Raw genomic sequence first — 17078 nt, 5'->3', positions numbered from 1 at the left:
CCTAATCTAATAGCTCTTTCATAGCAATAGTCCGAAGGGTGTTTATCTTCAATCAATGCTTCTCTATTGATTACACTCCAAGCTCTTATTCTATTTTTTGGGGGGTCTAGCTCTTTCTTCCACCTAAGTTCTATCTGAAACAGTATATCTGAAACTAATGGCTTCATATGTCATCCCTTCTTCATTTAACTTCATTAGCTTCTTTCTAAATTCTATTGGATATGACATTTTTTCTTTATATAGCATTTATATCATTTTTATCAAAATTAGCATGACATTTTATAACGGATTAGCTATAGATATTATTAATTGATATTTTCCACTGGTTAACTTTTTCTATATAGTTTTTTTTTAGCTTTCTGATTACCTTCCTGATTATTCATATAACTCTCTATTTTACTGTGAAATTGTGAAAATTGTGTAACTATTTGTTGCTGATCTGGCAAGCCAGCATCCCACATACTCTTCATTATATCCTCACAATGTTTTTTATCCATATAAGACCCGCTAATCAATTTCATATGAACAGCTTCTATATACTTCAGATAGCATTGTTCTTCATTTGCACATTCGCTTATTTTACCATCCAGTCCCTGAACCTCATTTTGCTTATCTTCCCCATCCTGGTAGCAAATAATTAACGCAAATAAATTGTATAAAAAGAAACCAGCATCATCTTTGCTTAATCTCTCGGTTAGTAGAGCATCATTATTAGTACCTAAAATCGCATTGCAACATGCTGGCGCTATGTGTGGGAGTGTGCTTTTCAGTAGTTTTAGATTTTCACCATAAAAATCGGTTGGTGTATAAATACCTAGCTTTAGTGGATCGTCTTTTATCTTTTGCAAAATATACGTCATCAGCTCACTATCTTGGCCTGGCTGCTCGTTTAATTTTTTACTAAGTATATAATATACATGCCGCATTTTTCCTTTGCTCTGGTCTAAAACAGCCCACCTCTTATCAAGAATTTCTGAAATTGAGACATTCTCCCCTTTCTCAATATAATCATCATAAAGTGCTTTACGTACTTTTAATATACTGTTGTTTTTAAACTCATTGAAGCGATCTGTTTCATCCACCGGAAGCTTTTGACAGAAATTCTCTATATCCTCATAGTAATTATTCTTAATAATCCGATCACGCAATTCGTCACTAATTTCATTGAGCCCATTATTAAATTCTCTCGCTATATCCTGTATTATCGCAAGTTCCAAAAATCAAAATTTCGGGAAAATGATAAGAAACAAACTGTTTGTATGAGATATGTAGCTGCTTATCGTATTGCGCACTTTGATGCACCTTACCAAACAACTCAAACAGCACACCAATAATCAATAAAATATTATCATCATTTTGTATTTTGCTTATTTTTTTACTCAACTCATTATATATATATTCAGTAATAGTCTTTATTGCTACTGAATCTGATATTTTTTTAAGCACTGAGTCGAACTTATTCTCTATTGCATGATCACCTATCTTGAAATCTGCTATGTCCATAAAGAAATCTTTCGCATCATTATATTGCTCCAAACTCAATGTTTTTAAAAGCTGTGTTAGAATTAAAATGCGAATATCTATATAAGAAGTGATATTATACTTAGCTACCTCCTCATCATCTTTTTTTTGCTCAGCACACTTGTTGGCTCCATTTGAGTTATTATTACCTTTATTATGCTCAGCAACAACTTTGGGTTCATTTGAGCTGTTCTTATCATTTTTTTGTTTCTTATCCTCCTCTTCGCCCACACCTGAGTTCTCATCACCTTTTTTTTGCACATTTAATATTGGATCACCTACACTGTATATTATAAACGCATTTACAATGTTATTACTGAAAATTTTTATACTACGCATAGGTACCTTTATATAATCAAAGATACGCAAAAAGTTCTCTTGATTCCAATAGCTAAGCTCTTTTTGTATTTCATTGCTCAAATAGGGCATGTCTTTGAAAGAATCATTCTCGCTAATCTCCTTTATCAATGTTTTTATCGACATAATATTATAACCATCAATTTCAAATTTTTGGCCAATTATTCTTTCGATATATTTTTCATAAAACACTCTACTACTGGAGCTCTCTTTATTAGAACCACCTGTATTGGAGTTCTCTTTGCTTATTTCTGAGCCAAATTCTGAAAGTATATCTAATAACTTACTATGGTCATAAGAAACAATTTGAGCAATCCACTCAGATCGAATATCATTTATCAAATCCACAAGCCGTAAAAGCCCTAAAATCTCCTCAGGATCTGTTATTCTATCTAGATCATCATAAACAATAATGATCTTTCTTTTTAAACTTGTTAAAAGAGCTTCCAGCTCTTGCTTTATATCTTTAATGATCTCTTTATAACCTCTTAGGTGAGGATCAGCTAATCTTATAGAGGTTATTTTCTCAATTGATAAGGAAAATGATGAAAAATGAGCAAGCTCCCTGAGTAATATCAATACATTACTATCATTAATATTATGAGTTTTAAATTCAATTTCTAAAAATTGTGTAAGGATATAAAGTTTACTATACCTTTGGTTCCCACCACTAATGTGCTCCTGGCGAAATATATTATAATCTACATAAATGTTTTGTGTATCTTGTTTATCTTTGTGCTTTAGTAAATTAATAAAACTTGTTTTCCCCGAGCCCCATGAACCAATAACTCCAAAAGTCCTTATCATCCCTTGCTTTTCTAACATAGATTTCAGGTAATTGGCTTTTATATCCATAACCCCATTATCCTTTGTTGTCTCACCCCACTCAACTGGATCATCCCCTAAACCACCTGGAAGAGCTCTTTCGATGCTCTTAATTAACTTTTCGATTAGTTTATCATAGTGTTTATTAACTTTAGTAGGTTCTGGTGGAGATTTCTTATATTTTTACACAAGCACTCTAAGCACTTATCAAGGCCTAATGGTTTATACAAGATACACTTTAAGAGCTTACCAAGGCCTAATAATATGCACAAGACGCAAATCATCAAAATAATAACAAGTGCGACTTTCCATATATCAGCACTGGCCTTCCCTTGATTGTTGTCATTGAGGCACTTAATACCATTGCTAAGGATATCACAAATCTGAGACCCAATACATTTTGTGATTGGTGCTGCATTGTCAATATCACAAATCTGAAGCCAACTCTCTAATATGTTTGGCATGTTTTTACAATTGCTATACCATGTTAATATCAATATGATAATGGGAAAAATGGTAAACACATGTCTCTTGCCCCTCACACAAACATAAAGTATATTTAATAGCTCGTTATTTAAATAAAGCAGAAGGCCTGCAAAGAATATTGGAACCAACAATGCATCAAGCAAAGCGCCACCACCTATTTCTTTAATTACTAAAGATGCTAGGTATACAGAAGCGCACACAAGCACCACTTGTATTAAGAATAAATGAAACCATTTACATTTTATAATCGACACGTAGCTACCTTCCATAATCACCAGATACCATGGCGCTTTTATACGTAACTATTTTGTAAGAACAACTAGAATTTCTTGGTGAGTATTAAGGTGTGGGTATGGAGACTATTCTATAATGAATTGTACTCCTCTAGCAATTTACTATAAGGTGCAAGATTGTATAATACATTATTATAAAGAGACATCATTATTTCAATTGATCTGACACAAATTGAAGTTAAGTTACTGATATACAACAAAAACAATAATTGAGGGTATTTTTTCCTCTATAACATCTTTAAGAACATTGATATATCACAAATCTAAATACTTTTATACTTACTGAATCTACAAATTTACCTCTTTTATAACCAAATCTATTCTAAAGACTTAACTGGTTAAGAATATAAATAATGCATAGCTTGGATTTCGTTTTATATCTTGAACTATTCGCGATATTGTATTATACAGCGTTCATGAGCAATTTGGCCGGGTAGCAAAGTGGTAATGCAGGGGACTGCAAATCCCCTATACGTCAGTTCGATTCTGACCTCGGCCTCTCCTGTTCCATAAAACCTTGAAAGCAAATTATCTCGCAAGCCTTTTTCCGATAATCCTAATCTATCAAATAGCAAGTTTTACAGCTAGTTACTGAATATTAACTATTTATTAACTTAAAACCAATCTTCTAATAAAAGAAAGCGGGCAATGGATATAGAAATTAAATATATTATAGGTTTGTATCTGATTGATGAAGTTCTTGATATTGCTCAGAATCACTTGAATCCACTGTTTGAGTAGCTTTGTCTGATCTAAGCACACATTCCATATACCAAGTAACATAACCTATTAGTTGATGTTTATTCATGGGTACTTCTCGAGATAACAAAGATTTCAGAGCTTTCTCAAATTTTTCTGTCGCAGGATTATGAGAGATCCCCGCCGCCTACTCTTCATGTTTCTCTATCCACCGAGCTACCTTATATGGAATCCATACCGTGATACAACCAAGGAAAAGGTATAAAAAAACGTCAACAATAATTCCTTCTTTTGAGTACCACTCATACAACTGCTTCACAACATTATGAGGAGGCGCGGACATTAAGTTTTTAGAGAAGGTAATTAAAGAGGACGCAGAAAGCACAGAAGGCAGTACACCACAATGATTCTTATTACTCACTACGGCCTCTATTAACTAAGCCAATTATATAATCTACAGAGGCTAGAGCAAGTAGAGAAGCTAGAGAAGGTATACAACAGGATGAATTATTTCCATGATTTGACACTATATGAGTCATCGCTTTATAAACGTAAGCTACTAAAATACTTAAACAGGTGTTTGGTACACATCCATTGGAGAAATGAAACAACCATAAAGCAAGGTAGTACTTATACATGCGTTAGTAATATTCATTGGGAAAACTTAGAAAAATTAATCGATATTATGACTTTCATTAGAGGTTGAGCTATCACCCAAGAAGTAGGTTAGTGAACTTGCAACCACCTGTTGTTTTTAGAAAAAACATAGTGAATAGCGGATAAAACAATCAACACACTCGATTTTAGATAATATTACTAACAATATGATAAACAACACTATAAAAAGCTAAACGCAATTGTGTTATACACTAGATAGCAAAATAGAACTTAACCAACGAGATAATAATTACGCCAAAAAAAGATAATGGCAAAAGTACCTTCCATCCAAGATGCATAAGTTGATCATATCTATATCTAGGGAGGGCCGCTCTTATCCATATAAATACAAATAAACACAAAAACACCTTCAAGCAAAACCATATGATTCCAGGGATAAAGCCTAACCACTTAAGACCAAACGGTGGAAACCACCCCCCGAGGAAGAGCAGTGTAGCCATTGCGCTAGTTAATATCATATTGGCATATTCTCCTAAAAAGAATAAAGCAAAATGCATGGAAGAATACTCAACGTTATATCCTGCAACAAGTTCAGCCTCTGCTTCTGGTAAATCGAATGGATGCCTGTTTGTTTCTGCTAATATGGAAATAAAAAATATCACAAACATTGGTAACAGTAGTACTTCCATATATATAGGCAAGTTTTGCTGCGCTATCACAAGCTCTTTTAAATTTAATGTACCAGACGTAATTGAGACCGCAATAATGCATAGACTCATAGAAAGTTCATATGATATCATTTGCGCAGCTGATCTTATGGCACCTAAAAAAGCGTATCTAGAATTACTTGCCCAACCAGCTATGATTATACCGTAGACACTCAGCGCAGAAACAGCCAATATATACATAACACCAAGGTTAACATCTGCTATTACAAAATTTTCTATTGGAATAACTGCCCATCCTACCATAGATAGTGTGAATGTTATTATTGGGGCTAATATAAATAGAATCTTATTCGAGTTAGTGGGCAAAATAGGCTCTTTCAGCAGAAGCTTCAATGCATCCGCAATGGGTTGAAGTAACCCCCAAAAACCAACAGTACTAGGACCTGTTCTAAGTTGCATCCACCCTATTACCTTTCTTTCCATCAACGTTAAGTAAGCAACTGAAAGTAAAAGTGGTATAAGGAGAAATAATATCTTAAGAAATATTGGAAAAACTATATCAAAATAGCGAAGTAACACCTCCATACTGCAACATTAAATAAGTTTGGCATTGTATGATTAGTACACCGTGCCAACGGATCTATCAAGCTTGATATAAAATGTATAGCAAATACAGTGATTCACAAATAAAAGCCACAATATGAAAGAAATTGAACGAAGTTTATAAAAAAGAAAATCTTAAATAGATCGCCGTATAAAAATTATATAAAAAAGTTCATAAATATCTAGGTTGCCAAGTTTTTATACCACGATGTGGTATAAATTATTTGGTATTTAGAACAAAATTTTGTTCTGTGGTTACTGATTCAGTATATAACTAAAGCGTCATAAAAATGGCACATGACTAATTTTGAAAATATGTTAGTTATAATTTGGTTAAGTTTAACAAAATTACTTTTTATATAATCTACCGCCTTAGCTATATCACTAAAACTTGAAGGTTTTTACCTTAAAATTAAGCTAACTTGTTAACGAATTGTCTATTTACATAAGGCTGGACTATTCTTATATAGTTCTGTCTATTTCGATTTATGGTGAATTAAACTACTTATGGTTATATTTCATACCTAACACCTCTGAGCGTAGTTTAATTACTTTTGTTATTCTTAAATAACACCAAGCACTATAAAGTAACAACATTACTATTATATTATAGTATAAATGTCATTTTACTGCATGCCTTCTTCTTGTATCCCATCCTCAAATAATTTAAAATTAGATCAGAGCGTGATGAATTATCATCCACTCATTAAAAATCCTAATTAATTGCATATCTTACAAAGTTAAGCGGTTTGTAAATTTTATAAATTCTATAATACTATGATAGGTCTATCTCATAACATAAAGCATACTTATCAACATGCGGGTGCATATTTAAAAGAGGGGGCGTTAATATGGTTACTTCCATCAGTTTTATTAATACCAGTAGTAGATGGATTGAGCCTTGCCGCAGCCCCCTTTGGGGCAATGCTTAAGTTGATAACCCAACCGATTGCATTATGCCTTTTTGATGGAATTGATAAAATATTTGATATAACAACTAAAGTGGGGTTTTGTAGAGCAGAACTTTGTAAATCTTCAATTCGATTTTTTCAACATTTTTCCCCTATAATTTCTGCCTATACATGGCTCTATAAGGGTGATTGTAGACATAATGAGTCAGGTTTTATGCTTTTTCCATTGATAGGTATTACTTTGGCCGCACTACCCGGATATCTCCATGTTGAAGGAGCACGCCTAACACATGCTATTAATCACTTAAATGGCTTAAATGACGTATCTATCCTTGATGAAATTTTTAAGGCAGATTGCAATATTTGCAATTCAAAAATACCAAGTTTCGCTATAGAGGACATTTATAATAGAACTCATAACCCTATGCAAAGTGGTGATGCAGATTTGGGGCATACAACAGATTAACCTAAATGAAAATCTATTTTACAAAGTTAAGCGGTTTGTTAATTTTATAAATTCTATAATACTATAATGAGTTTATTCCATAACATAAAACATACAATGATGAGCCCTCTGTATAATATAAGTTATACATGCCTAAATGCAGGTACATATTTAAAGGAAGGCGCATTAGTATTTTTAATCCCCGCAGCAGTGTTAGCATACAAAGTAGATGGGGATTGGATGGCCGCAATCCCATTTGGGGCATTGATAAAATTGCTAACCCAACCGATTGCATTATGCCTTTTTGATGGAATTGATAAAATATTTGATACAACAACTGAATTGGGTTTGTGTAGAGCGGAGCTTTGTAAATCTTTTGTAATTCGCCCTCTTCAATATTCCCTCCCTACAATTGCAGCTTGTATAAAGCTTTATAAGGATTATTGTATGAAAGCAAATGTTCTTACATTCCAATTTAAAGCCACCGCTGTTGCAGCCGCTGCTGGACTAGTAATAGGATTCTGTATGATTGAATCGGTGCGCCTAGAACATATTTTAGATCATTTAGATCATTTAGATCATTTATCTGCGACTATCTTTGATTCAATTATTAAGGCAGATTGCCACACTTGCAATTCAAACGCAGCAAGTCCTGATATAGAGGACATTGATAATAGAGCTCATAACCATATGCAAAGTGGTGATACAGATTGCGCAACCAATTTAGAAAATTTCAATTAAAAATTATTATGGCTTTTTGATACAGTTGATAAAATATTGAATATCACAACTGTATTTGGCCTTCTTCAAGCAGAATTTTCTAAATCAGCAATCAGTTTTCTTCAACATTCTATAATTTCAACTTGCCTATATAAGGCTGATGACCCTAGTACTTTTTCATTAATAATTACAGCTTTCGCAATTTAGGCAGTAATATTCATCACATCACCGAAGGGGGCGGCCCATTTGGGTTATTAATCACCGCCTGATGGTGCACTTTGTTCGATTTCCTCCTGATTCTTCCATTTGCCAAAGACTTTGTAGTAGCGATATAACTCGAGAAGATAAATCGCTAGTATGACCATAATCCTAGTACATATTACCTGGATCACTCCAATAATCGTCGTATTATTGACAATATAGAATGATTCTTAGGCAATATGCAATTGAATTTTCACAATCAGCTGCTGATTATGCTCAAAATTTCTGTGGTATAAATAGAATATCAGATCTGAGAGTTATCAGATTTATGCATTAGTTTTGCATAATTTCCACTAAGTTGAGATTATAGCATGAGTATATGTTATTCCCCTCCATTGTTATTGGCATATAGTCTGTATCAAATCGAACTGGAACATCAAACTCAAATTCCGCAGATATAACGTCACCTTTTAAAAGTGGCGTTATAAAGCTAAATATACCTGTAGAATAGTCAATTTTTAGAATATCATAATTCTCGAGAACTCTATTGTTAATGAGTATTTTAACTGTATTGCGTACAGGTTTGTTTATTTTTCTTACATAAGTGTAATTACCAATAGCGTAACTTTTTGTTAGTTGAAATTCAGTTTCTACACCCTTACATATAGCAAGTTTCTCTTCTTTTGCTTTATAATCACTCCAATCCTTATATCTAAACCCTATAAGCTTCCCTCTGCATATCCTAAAGAATGATATTAATATATCAAGCTGTTCCTGGTTTTTTATACCTGGCATAATATTGTACCGCATCCTAGAATTTGTACATTTGGGCATTCTTATTTCATTAAAATTTAAAGATTCTATTACATTATTTATATATTCAGGTCCTCCAAGCGAACCATATGATATATCTTCAGGAAATCTTTCTTCGATGAAGTTAACTATTTGTTTCATCATATTTTTTTAAAAAATTTCTTATTATATTTATATCTGAGTTACTTATTTTTGATATCGTATCCACTTGTGTATTTTCCTCCTCCATTTCCACAATTTTAAACATCAATGCAGCCACTTTAAGAAAGACGCCAATTATACTATCTCTGCCTCTTATCTTTTTTAGAAACTCATCTTCTTGGCCTTTATCATCTATATATGCCGATATTATGTTTAGCATTTTTTTTGATGGAACAAGGATTTGGTTTATAATTTCGGCTTGTACTTTTTTTGAACACTTTTTAAAAATCATTCGAATAAAAAATTGATATTGGCATAATGCTTTTTTTAAAGTATAAGCTCTTTTTCAGGAAGGCGGTTAGCTCAGCTGTTTAGAGCGCTACGTTGACATCGTAGAGGTCAGTGGTTAGAGTCCACTACTGCCTACCAGTTCTTTTTACTCGAACCTCTGGTAAGTCTTTCTTTTTTCGGTATAAAATTTAGTTCAGACGCATGATAGTCAAGCAAATTTCTGCTCAGGATTCAGGTCTGAGAATTGATAGATGGTTTAAGATAAATCATCCAGAATACCCGTTTACTATAGTGGCAAAGTTGGCACGCAAAGGTAAAATAAAGGTAAATGGTAAAAAGGCTAATATATATGATAGGGTAATTGAGGGGCAAGAAATTAAGTTCTTTGAAGTGAAATTAGAACAAAAAGAAGCCAATAATGTTCCAGATATTCTAAAATATAAGAATTTTGCAGATGCTTTTTATAAAAAGCATCTAATTTTTTGTGATGAGCATATAACTGTAATTAACAAACCTGTTGCTGCCGCATGTCAGGGCGGTAGTGGAATTTCTGTTGGTATAGATACTTTAGCAAAATTTTGGGATAAGCAGCCTGTGTTGGTCCATAGACTAGATAAGGAGACGAGTGGAGTTTTAGTGATGGCAAATAATAGAGTTATAGCTAAGGAGCTTTCTGCCCTTTTTTCATCTCAACAGATAAAAAAAGATTACTTGGCTGTGTTAAAGGGGCATATTGTTAAAAAATCGATTGATACCCCAGTGTTAGATAATGGAAAATATAAACATGCTATTACTAACTATGAATTATTAGAATTATCAGATCTTGGCTATTCTCTAGTAATAGTATCACCTATGACAGGTAGAAAGCACCAGATTCGAATACATTCTGCAGCACTTGGAAGCCCGGTAGTAGGTGATGATAAGCATGGTATAAGTAGTAGTAATGATGTTTCAATGATGCTACATTCTTATAGGCTACGGTTTGAGCTATTAGGGAATAATTACTCGTTTTATGCAGAATTATCAGATATTTTTAAAGATGATTTGAGAAAATTAGGTTTTAAAAAAATACCTATTAGTGATACACTTCAGCTTTTGTGATGAAGGTAATATATCCCGGAACTTTTGACCCTATTACGCTTGGGCATCTTGACATCATAAAGAGGGCATCTCGCATATTTTCAAGTGTAACAATAGGTGTTGCCCAGGATACTAGAAAGAACACAATATTTAGCCTTGAGGAAAGGGTTAGAATGATAGAGCAAGAAGTGGCTCATATCAAAAATGTTGAGGTAATAGGATTTACGGGATTATTAGTAGATTTTGCTAGAAAAAATGATGTACATACCATGGTCAGAGGCCTAAGAGCGGTCTCTGATTTTGAATATGAATTTCAGTTAGCTTATGTTAATAGAAAAATGAATCATAAAATAGATACCGTGTTTCTACCGTCTACAGAAGAGGGGCATTTTATATCCTCATCTTTTGCTAGAGAAATAGCAAGACTTGGCGGTGATTTATCGCAATTAGTTTCGGTTAATGTTGCAAATATGCTAATAGCAAAAGTACACTATCTCTGAATCTGAATTAAATATATTTAATTTTATTGCACGTAGATAGCGGGGCTATAAAGTGCGGTTATAGTAATTTAGTTTGAGGAATTGGTAATCTTGCTACTATTTGAAGTAATATGATGCCAAAAAAGACAATATACCAATATCTTCCAATACGAAGTGGATAAGTAAGTGGTATATTGGCCAGCCTTACTCTCTCCTCTTCATATTGTTAAATATAGATGTGAGCGATTATATAACCTTTTACAAACCTCACCCAAACTTATAAAACTTCAGCTACAATTTGTAGGTTATTTTGCCATATGGCCGCCACCTTTTTCACTCTTAGTAGTAGATACCTTATCTTTCCATTTTGCATCTTGCTCTATCTCTTCTCGATCTTCCTTAGATAATCTATCAGTTTTTCTCTCAGGTTTTACACCGCGTCTACTACTTAATAAATCGTCACGTCCTTCGGTAAGCTCAGTTATCTTCTCCTGTATATTATGTAATATAAGATCACTACTTTTTTCCACAAAATTTACAATATATAATATTGGTGTTTTCTCTTGATTATCAACCATTTCTTTTAGTGAATTATTGATTGTTGGTATTAGTTCATCCATTTCACTAGGTTCCAGCTTACCAACCTCAGATTCAAGACTATTAACCGCATTCTGCGTCTGATGTATTTTACGCAGCAAAGTTGGTTCTGCAGAAGTATCGGGTGCAATATCACTATTAAGTATACTGTTCATGATAAGTGTATTAGACTTCTCAATAGTTTCTAAAAAGTCCAATAATATAGATTTGCCTGCGCTCCAAGTTACACCATCATCACCAAATTGCCTGTCAATAAATTCTAATGTTCCTGATAGACGAATTGTGATTCTCTCCATAACTAATGCGCTATTATCAGTTCCCTTACTAACATTTTTCATAAAAATCTTTATATAATAAAAATATATTTCATATTAGCGCTAAGTGTCTGAAATTTCAATCTATTAGTTTAGCTGCAAACGTCTTAACCTTCAGCTTTCTCATGAAAAGATTTATATCAAGGCCTTACATAAATTCTAAGATTCTAAAAAACCTCTCGCAAAACTAATAGATAATGCTAAGGGTGGAGGCTATGGCAAAGCTACTGTGGCCGATAAGTCAACAGTCACAGTGATATGACTAGCCTTAATTTGAAAATTGACGAAGAGAAATCTAAGTATGCGATAAGTTATGTAATACTATATTCTTAGATACAAATTCCGCCATTTAGCATTACTTTTAAGATGTATGTTATTGATTTTACTCACTCCTTATTCCCCCTTACCTCTAATCAGAATAAAGTAGCCAGGTCTACTAATTGCTCTATTAATATGACCGCTGCCCACAATCTTTCTTATATCTAAACCCTTACTGTATATGAATATATTTAATTTTTAAGTGCTGCTTGAAACTATCAACTGCTATCTGTAGCATACCAAACTCTATTCAATAATCTTTCTTTGAAGATGCATGATCTTAGTTATTTGAATGATGTTGTAATATTGCTTGTGCTGGCTGTGTGTACAGTGGTACTTTTAAATAAGCTAAGCATTAGCCCCGTATTAGGTTACTTGATTATGGGGGCAATAGTTGGAAATAACGGACTTCATCTTATTGGTAATTCTTCTTATATTGAGGGTCTATCTGAGTTTGGTGTCGTATTCTTGTTATTTGTAATAGGGCTTGAGCTTAGCTTTGAACGATTAATGAAGATGCGCTTTTATGTTTTTGGATTTGGAAGCCTTCAGCTCATTATTACTGCGGCATTACTTGGGTTTATATTCCGTTGGCTAGATATAAACTTTTTGCACTATAACTTAAACATCGGGGTAATAATAGTAATTGGGATGACGCTTGCATTATCTTCAACGGCTATAGTATTACAGGTTTTGGCAGAAAGGGGTAAAAAATCTGGCCACATAGGTAGATTATCACTCTCTGTTCTATTGATGCAGGATCTATCTGTTGTACCGCTATTAGCTGTTTTGCCGATGCTAGATGGAAAGGGTGAAGGTATACTGGAGGCTATAGGTGCCGCTGGATTTAACGCTATAGTTGCAATAGCGGGAATAACAATTTTTGGAAGATTATTGCTAAGACCTTTCTTCTCTCTTATAGCCTCAGTAAAAACTGATGAAGTATATGTTACAACCGCTTTATTGATAGTTTTAAGTGCCGCATTGGTAACAAGCAATCTTGGTTTATCTGCGGTGATGGGGGCATTTATGGCCGGTATATTAATTGCAGAAACAGAATATAGAAACAGAATTGAGGATAGCATCACTCCTTTTCAAGGGCTTTTTTTAAGCTTATTTTTCATTTCTGTGGGAATGTCAATAGATTGGCGCTTTATATTGCTCAATTGGCAAAAGATAATGATATGTGCGGTTGCCCTTCTTCTTATCAAGGGAGCGGTTATCTATCTATTATGCCTGATATTCAGAATGAAAAAAGGTATGGCGTTTCATGCAGCAATGACTTTATCGCAGGGTAGCGAATTTGCATTTGTTCTTTTTGGAATGGCTGCCAAAAGAGGGATTTTGGATAATGATTTTGTGCAATTGATGTTAATGACCGTTGCAGTTACAATGGCTCTAACACCAATTCTTTCGATTCTTGGCAGTAAAATAGAAGATAAAATTGATTACATGAAGGGCGCAAATTATGAGCCACAAAATGATATGAGATCAATAAGTGCACTTATTGATCATGTGATAATAGCTGGATTTGGAAGAGTTGGCAGAATAGTTGTAAAAATGCTTGAGCAACAGGATATAAATTATCTAATTATAGATGCGGATGCCATGGTTGTGAAAAAAGCTAGAAAAGAGGGTTTTTCCGCTTATCATGGTAGTATTAGTGATCTAGACGTACTGGAGGCATTAGGTGCGGATAAAGCTTCTCTTATTATATTGAATATGAGTGATAAGGTCTCAGTTAGTAGAGCTGTACGATCTATCAATAAGCATTTTCCAAATCTCTTGATAATAAGTAGGGTAGAAGATTTAAGACACAGTAAAATTGTAAAAAGGGTTGGAGCAACTGCTACAGTACCTATAGTAGTTGAAGCAGGCTTGCAGCTTGGAAGCGTAGCCTTGCAAAGTCTTGGTATACCCGATCATTCTATAGCATCTGTTAAAGAGCGTACTAGAAAAGATAATTACGCTTTGCTCGAAGAAGTCTCTTATAGATATAATTGAGTATAATTTTATGATCAAATAATGCTCGATGAGGTTTTGCCAAAGATTATATTCTGCGTTAGTATTTTTCTCACAAGTTTTTATCAACTGACCTAACCAATATATGGTCTGCTTTGTTTTTTTATGAAGCTGATTTTTCTTTAGCTATTTTGGGCAGGTATTTCTAAAAACTTTAGTGTTTTTGAATTTTATAGCAATTTGATATTAGACACTCATGTATTCATTTTGCCCCACTCTATCTTTGGTATATAGTGATTTAAGCTGAATTGGCCTATTAAAAATAATGCTAATAGGCGATATTATTACATGTTATCACCTCAAATAACCCAGCTATATTTAGGACATGCGCTTTTTAGTTGCTAATGGCAAGAGTATCATATAAAACATGGCCGTAAGAAGATAAATTGATATATTAATTTTACGTTATTTTTGTAGTCTTATTCGAATACCAGGCTAGTCGTTTTTATATTTCTCATACACAAATCTGTAGTAACGTTTACTAACCTAAATTCACTTTATTTTGAGAAAAATCATGTCTTTTGTTTTACGTTTTGCACCTATTTTACTATTTATACTAGTATTTGTTGGTAGCGGAATTTATTTCACATTACTAGGTACTCCAAATGCTTTTTATCAACTTTCGCCTATAACCGCTATAATACCAGCCATTGCATTTGCCTGGGTTCTGCATAGAGGTACAACTCAACAAAAAATGCATGATTTCTTGGACGGTATTCGCCATAGAGATATAATAACAATGTGTATTGTATTTTTGCTTGCAGGTGCCTTTAGTGAGGTTACAAAGCAAATTGGTAGCATAGAAGCTACAGTTAATTTCGCTTTAACTTTTATTCCACATCAATTTTTACTTATAGGGTTATTTCTAGTTGCAGCTTTTGTCTCTACAAGTATTGGTACTTCTATGGGTACTATTGCAACAATAGCTCCGATAAGTTTCGCACTAAGCCAACAATTGGGTATATATGCCCCACTATGCATGGCAACTGTAATTGGAGGGGCAATGTTTGGAGATAATTTATCCATTATATCAGATACAACAATTGCTGCTGTAATGTCACAAGGAGCTGATATGAAGCTCAAACTAAAACTTAATGTAAAAATAGCTTTTATTGCCTCGATTATCACCATATGCTTGTTAGCTTTTAAAACTAACGCCCAAACAATCGCAGATATTAAAGATTATAATATGATACTTGTAGCACCCTACATATTGCTTATAGTCCTTGCAGTTAGCGGAATAAACGTGTTTGTTTCACTATCGCTGAGCATAGCTTTTGCTGGCATTATTGGAGCTTTAACAAGTGATAATTTTGGAATTATCATATTCAACCAGTCACTGAATAAGGGATTTATTAGCATGAATGAAATAATGCTTTTATCACTAATGATTGGTGGCTTATCTGGGCTCACAGGTAAAGAATTCGCTCTAGATGTGGCAAATGGATTATCAACTTGGCTAGATAAGAAGAATGCAGGCCCTAAATTTATACAGCTCTTAATAGCAAAGCTTGTTAGTATCTTTGATATATTACTGGCTAATAATACAATTGCTATTATTTTTACAGGAAAAATTGCAAAAGAGCTCATAAAGAAATACAAAATACCGGCACATTATAGCGCCGCATGGTTGGATATTTTTTCATGTGTCTTTCAGGGACTAATACCATATGGCGCACAAATACTACTTGCAAGTGCCATAGCACAAGTATCTCCGCTTACCATAGTCCCATATGTATATTATTGCTACATCTTATATATTGTATCTGTAGGTTACATACTATTTACCAAAATAAGGAGGTAAATATTGTATTAATGGCAGATTTTAGCTTGTAAGATTAGCTGTTTTAGCAATTTAAAACGCTACTTGAGCTCATATGCACGATTCAAAATCTTGGCAGTATTTATTATTGATAGCTATTAATTTAAGTTTGGTGAAAAGCTATGAGATATTCTGGTATTGTCATAAAAAGATAGATTTTATTATGTGATAGCGTGACAACGTGTGTTAAATGAATGTGCTATGAAGGTGTGTAAATTTTGCTCTAACAAAACCATGATCAAGAATGGTTATAGTCACGCAAAGGTATAGGTGCAAATAATGTGGCAGATTGAACAAAAAATAAAATATTCTCTCAAAGAGAAATACATGTCTGTATCGATGTACCTTAATAATGTTAGCTTTCGAGCTAGGATAATGAATATACCGTTTCAGATGATAATACACGGCTGGAGAAGCTGTGGAGAAGGAGGTCAAGAGCATTGGTAAATCACCAAGAGATATTCCTATCTTAGAGAGCTATATACATATATTCAAAAAAGACTGGCAAAATTGGCTTGATAGGAACAGAAATGAGATTATTGTACATTATATAGGAAATGAAGGATCTGCAAACGAACTACAATTAAAGCATCAGAATTATAGCTACAGATGGCAATTACAGTTATAACAAAATAATACCAAAGAGCATCAAGCATATATAATGATTTAAACTGAACTAGCATAGGCGATATTATTACATGTTCATCTACGCCGCTTCAAATTCAAACAGCTATTACTAGGCACCGTTAACAAAGGTTGTATTTAATAGATGCTAAAGCTATAAAGGCAAGGAAAGAGAGATCGGATTTCTCAAATCGTAATGCTAAGCGTCGATTTTCTTTGAGTTTAGCGAA

General features: G+C 33.6%; 15 protein-coding genes and 2 tRNA genes. 8 read left to right on the top strand and 9 right to left on the bottom strand.

Annotation, left to right across the window (positions count from 1 at the left end; translation table 11 throughout):
* Positions 1-326: 326 nt before the first annotated feature.
* The 3 genes from Cyrtocomes_RS02465 to Cyrtocomes_RS02455 all read right to left on the bottom strand — a co-directional run bounded on the left by Cyrtocomes_RS02465 (position 327) and on the right by Cyrtocomes_RS02455 (position 3458).
* Positions 327-1217 carry a hypothetical protein gene (locus Cyrtocomes_RS02465; protein WP_322497628.1) on the bottom strand — a complete coding sequence of 297 codons (891 nt, stop codon included), beginning with the start codon at positions 1215-1217 and terminating at the stop codon, positions 327-329.
* A complete protein-coding gene (locus tag Cyrtocomes_RS02460) occupies positions 1177-2685 on the bottom strand; it encodes a P-loop NTPase fold protein (RefSeq protein ID WP_322497627.1) in 1509 nt (502 codons plus the stop codon). Before Cyrtocomes_RS02460 ends, Cyrtocomes_RS02465 begins: the two co-directional genes overlap by 41 nt.
* 143 nt (positions 2686-2828) lie before the next feature.
* Positions 2829-3458, bottom strand: a complete 630-nt coding sequence (locus Cyrtocomes_RS02455; protein WP_322497626.1) for a hypothetical protein — start codon at positions 3456-3458, stop codon at positions 2829-2831.
* Positions 3459-3909: 451 nt separating this feature from the next.
* Here Cyrtocomes_RS02455 and Cyrtocomes_RS02450 point away from each other — a divergent pair.
* Positions 3910-3981: transfer RNA gene (locus Cyrtocomes_RS02450), tRNA-Cys, on the top strand.
* Between the two features lie 171 nt (positions 3982-4152).
* On the opposite strand, the gene Cyrtocomes_RS02445 is transcribed toward Cyrtocomes_RS02450, so the two are convergent.
* The 3 genes from Cyrtocomes_RS02445 to nuoH all read right to left on the bottom strand — a co-directional run bounded on the left by Cyrtocomes_RS02445 (position 4153) and on the right by nuoH (position 6046).
* Entirely contained in the window at positions 4153-4290 is a 138-nt protein-coding gene (locus Cyrtocomes_RS02445) for a hypothetical protein (protein WP_322497625.1), read from the bottom strand.
* A gap of 78 nt (positions 4291-4368) precedes the next feature.
* Positions 4369-4602: a hypothetical protein gene (locus tag Cyrtocomes_RS02440; protein ID WP_322497624.1), complete on the bottom strand. Its 234-nt coding sequence runs from the start codon at positions 4600-4602 to the stop codon at positions 4369-4371.
* A gap of 448 nt (positions 4603-5050) precedes the next feature.
* On the bottom strand, positions 5051-6046 hold the full coding sequence (nuoH, locus tag Cyrtocomes_RS02435) for an NADH-quinone oxidoreductase subunit NuoH (protein ID WP_322497623.1): 996 nt from the start codon (positions 6044-6046) through the stop codon (positions 5051-5053).
* An 801-nt stretch (positions 6047-6847) separates the two neighbouring features.
* Here nuoH and Cyrtocomes_RS02430 point away from each other — a divergent pair.
* Together Cyrtocomes_RS02430 and Cyrtocomes_RS02425 are read left to right on the top strand one after the other, a co-directional pair.
* A complete protein-coding gene (locus Cyrtocomes_RS02430; protein ID WP_322497622.1) occupies positions 6848-7447 on the top strand; it encodes a hypothetical protein in 600 nt (199 codons plus the stop codon).
* A 66-nt stretch (positions 7448-7513) separates the two neighbouring features.
* Positions 7514-8167 carry a hypothetical protein gene (locus Cyrtocomes_RS02425; RefSeq protein ID WP_322497621.1) on the top strand — a complete coding sequence of 218 codons (654 nt, stop codon included), beginning with the start codon at positions 7514-7516 and terminating at the stop codon, positions 8165-8167.
* Positions 8168-8680: 513 nt separating this feature from the next.
* On the opposite strand, the gene Cyrtocomes_RS02420 is transcribed toward Cyrtocomes_RS02425, so the two are convergent.
* Positions 8681-9304 (bottom strand): DUF2460 domain-containing protein, encoded by a 624-nt coding sequence (locus tag Cyrtocomes_RS02420; RefSeq protein ID WP_322497620.1) that lies wholly within the window; start codon positions 9302-9304, stop codon positions 8681-8683.
* Complete coding sequence (locus tag Cyrtocomes_RS02415) at positions 9285-9593, bottom strand: hypothetical protein (RefSeq protein ID WP_322497619.1); 309 nt, start codon at positions 9591-9593, stop codon at positions 9285-9287. Before Cyrtocomes_RS02415 ends, Cyrtocomes_RS02420 begins: the two co-directional genes overlap by 20 nt.
* Positions 9594-9653: 60 nt before the next feature.
* On the opposite strand from Cyrtocomes_RS02415, the gene Cyrtocomes_RS02410 reads away from it, so the two are divergent.
* From Cyrtocomes_RS02410 to coaD, 3 genes are all read left to right on the top strand, one after another.
* A tRNA-Val gene (locus Cyrtocomes_RS02410) sits at positions 9654-9730 on the top strand.
* 63 nt (positions 9731-9793) lie between these two features.
* On the top strand, positions 9794-10693 hold the full coding sequence (locus Cyrtocomes_RS02405; RefSeq protein ID WP_322497618.1) for an RluA family pseudouridine synthase: 900 nt from the start codon (positions 9794-9796) through the stop codon (positions 10691-10693).
* Positions 10693-11172 carry a pantetheine-phosphate adenylyltransferase gene (gene coaD / locus Cyrtocomes_RS02400; RefSeq protein ID WP_322497617.1) on the top strand — a complete coding sequence of 160 codons (480 nt, stop codon included), beginning with the start codon at positions 10693-10695 and terminating at the stop codon, positions 11170-11172. The genes Cyrtocomes_RS02405 and coaD overlap by 1 nt, the downstream gene beginning before the upstream one ends.
* A gap of 284 nt (positions 11173-11456) precedes the next feature.
* Here coaD and Cyrtocomes_RS02395 read toward each other — a convergent pair whose 3' ends face one another.
* Positions 11457-12086 (bottom strand): hypothetical protein, encoded by a 630-nt coding sequence (locus Cyrtocomes_RS02395; protein ID WP_322497616.1) that lies wholly within the window; start codon positions 12084-12086, stop codon positions 11457-11459.
* 564 nt (positions 12087-12650) lie between these two features.
* Between Cyrtocomes_RS02395 and Cyrtocomes_RS02390 the strand changes: the two genes are divergently transcribed.
* Entirely contained in the window at positions 12651-14384 is a 1734-nt protein-coding gene (locus Cyrtocomes_RS02390; protein WP_322497615.1) for a cation:proton antiporter domain-containing protein, read from the top strand.
* Between the two features lie 532 nt (positions 14385-14916).
* Complete coding sequence (locus tag Cyrtocomes_RS02385; RefSeq protein ID WP_322497614.1) at positions 14917-16206, top strand: Na+/H+ antiporter NhaC family protein; 1290 nt, start codon at positions 14917-14919, stop codon at positions 16204-16206.
* The last annotated feature ends 872 nt before the right edge of the window (positions 16207-17078 follow it).

The sequence above is a fragment of the Candidatus Cyrtobacter comes genome, from assembly GCF_034470605.1.
Taxonomy (GTDB): domain Bacteria; phylum Pseudomonadota; class Alphaproteobacteria; order Rickettsiales; family Midichloriaceae; genus Cyrtobacter; species Cyrtobacter comes.
This window is presented reverse-complemented; position numbering and strand designations above follow the sequence as displayed.

Excerpts from the sequence above, each read along its gene's own strand:
- Cyrtocomes_RS02460 (WP_322497627.1), bottom strand. The coding sequence starts at position 2,685 with ATGATAAGGACTTTTGGAGTTATTGGTTCATGGGGCTCGGGGAAAACA.
- Cyrtocomes_RS02455 (WP_322497626.1), bottom strand. The coding sequence starts at position 3,458 with ATGGAAGGTAGCTACGTGTCGATTATAAAATGTAAATGGTTTCATTTA.
- Cyrtocomes_RS02445 (WP_322497625.1), bottom strand. The coding sequence starts at position 4,290 with ATGAATAAACATCAACTAATAGGTTATGTTACTTGGTATATGGAATGT.
- Cyrtocomes_RS02430 (WP_322497622.1), top strand. The coding sequence starts at position 6,848 with ATGATAGGTCTATCTCATAACATAAAGCATACTTATCAACATGCGGGT.
- Cyrtocomes_RS02425 (WP_322497621.1), top strand. The coding sequence starts at position 7,514 with ATGAGTTTATTCCATAACATAAAACATACAATGATGAGCCCTCTGTAT.
- Cyrtocomes_RS02420 (WP_322497620.1), bottom strand. The coding sequence starts at position 9,304 with ATGATGAAACAAATAGTTAACTTCATCGAAGAAAGATTTCCTGAAGAT.
- Cyrtocomes_RS02415 (WP_322497619.1), bottom strand. The coding sequence starts at position 9,593 with ATGATTTTTAAAAAGTGTTCAAAAAAAGTACAAGCCGAAATTATAAAC.
- Cyrtocomes_RS02405 (WP_322497618.1), top strand. The coding sequence starts at position 9,794 with ATGATAGTCAAGCAAATTTCTGCTCAGGATTCAGGTCTGAGAATTGAT.
- coaD (WP_322497617.1), top strand. The coding sequence starts at position 10,693 with ATGAAGGTAATATATCCCGGAACTTTTGACCCTATTACGCTTGGGCAT.
- Cyrtocomes_RS02395 (WP_322497616.1), bottom strand. The coding sequence starts at position 12,086 with ATGAAAAATGTTAGTAAGGGAACTGATAATAGCGCATTAGTTATGGAG.
- Cyrtocomes_RS02390 (WP_322497615.1), top strand. The coding sequence starts at position 12,651 with ATGCATGATCTTAGTTATTTGAATGATGTTGTAATATTGCTTGTGCTG.
- Cyrtocomes_RS02385 (WP_322497614.1), top strand. The coding sequence starts at position 14,917 with ATGTCTTTTGTTTTACGTTTTGCACCTATTTTACTATTTATACTAGTA.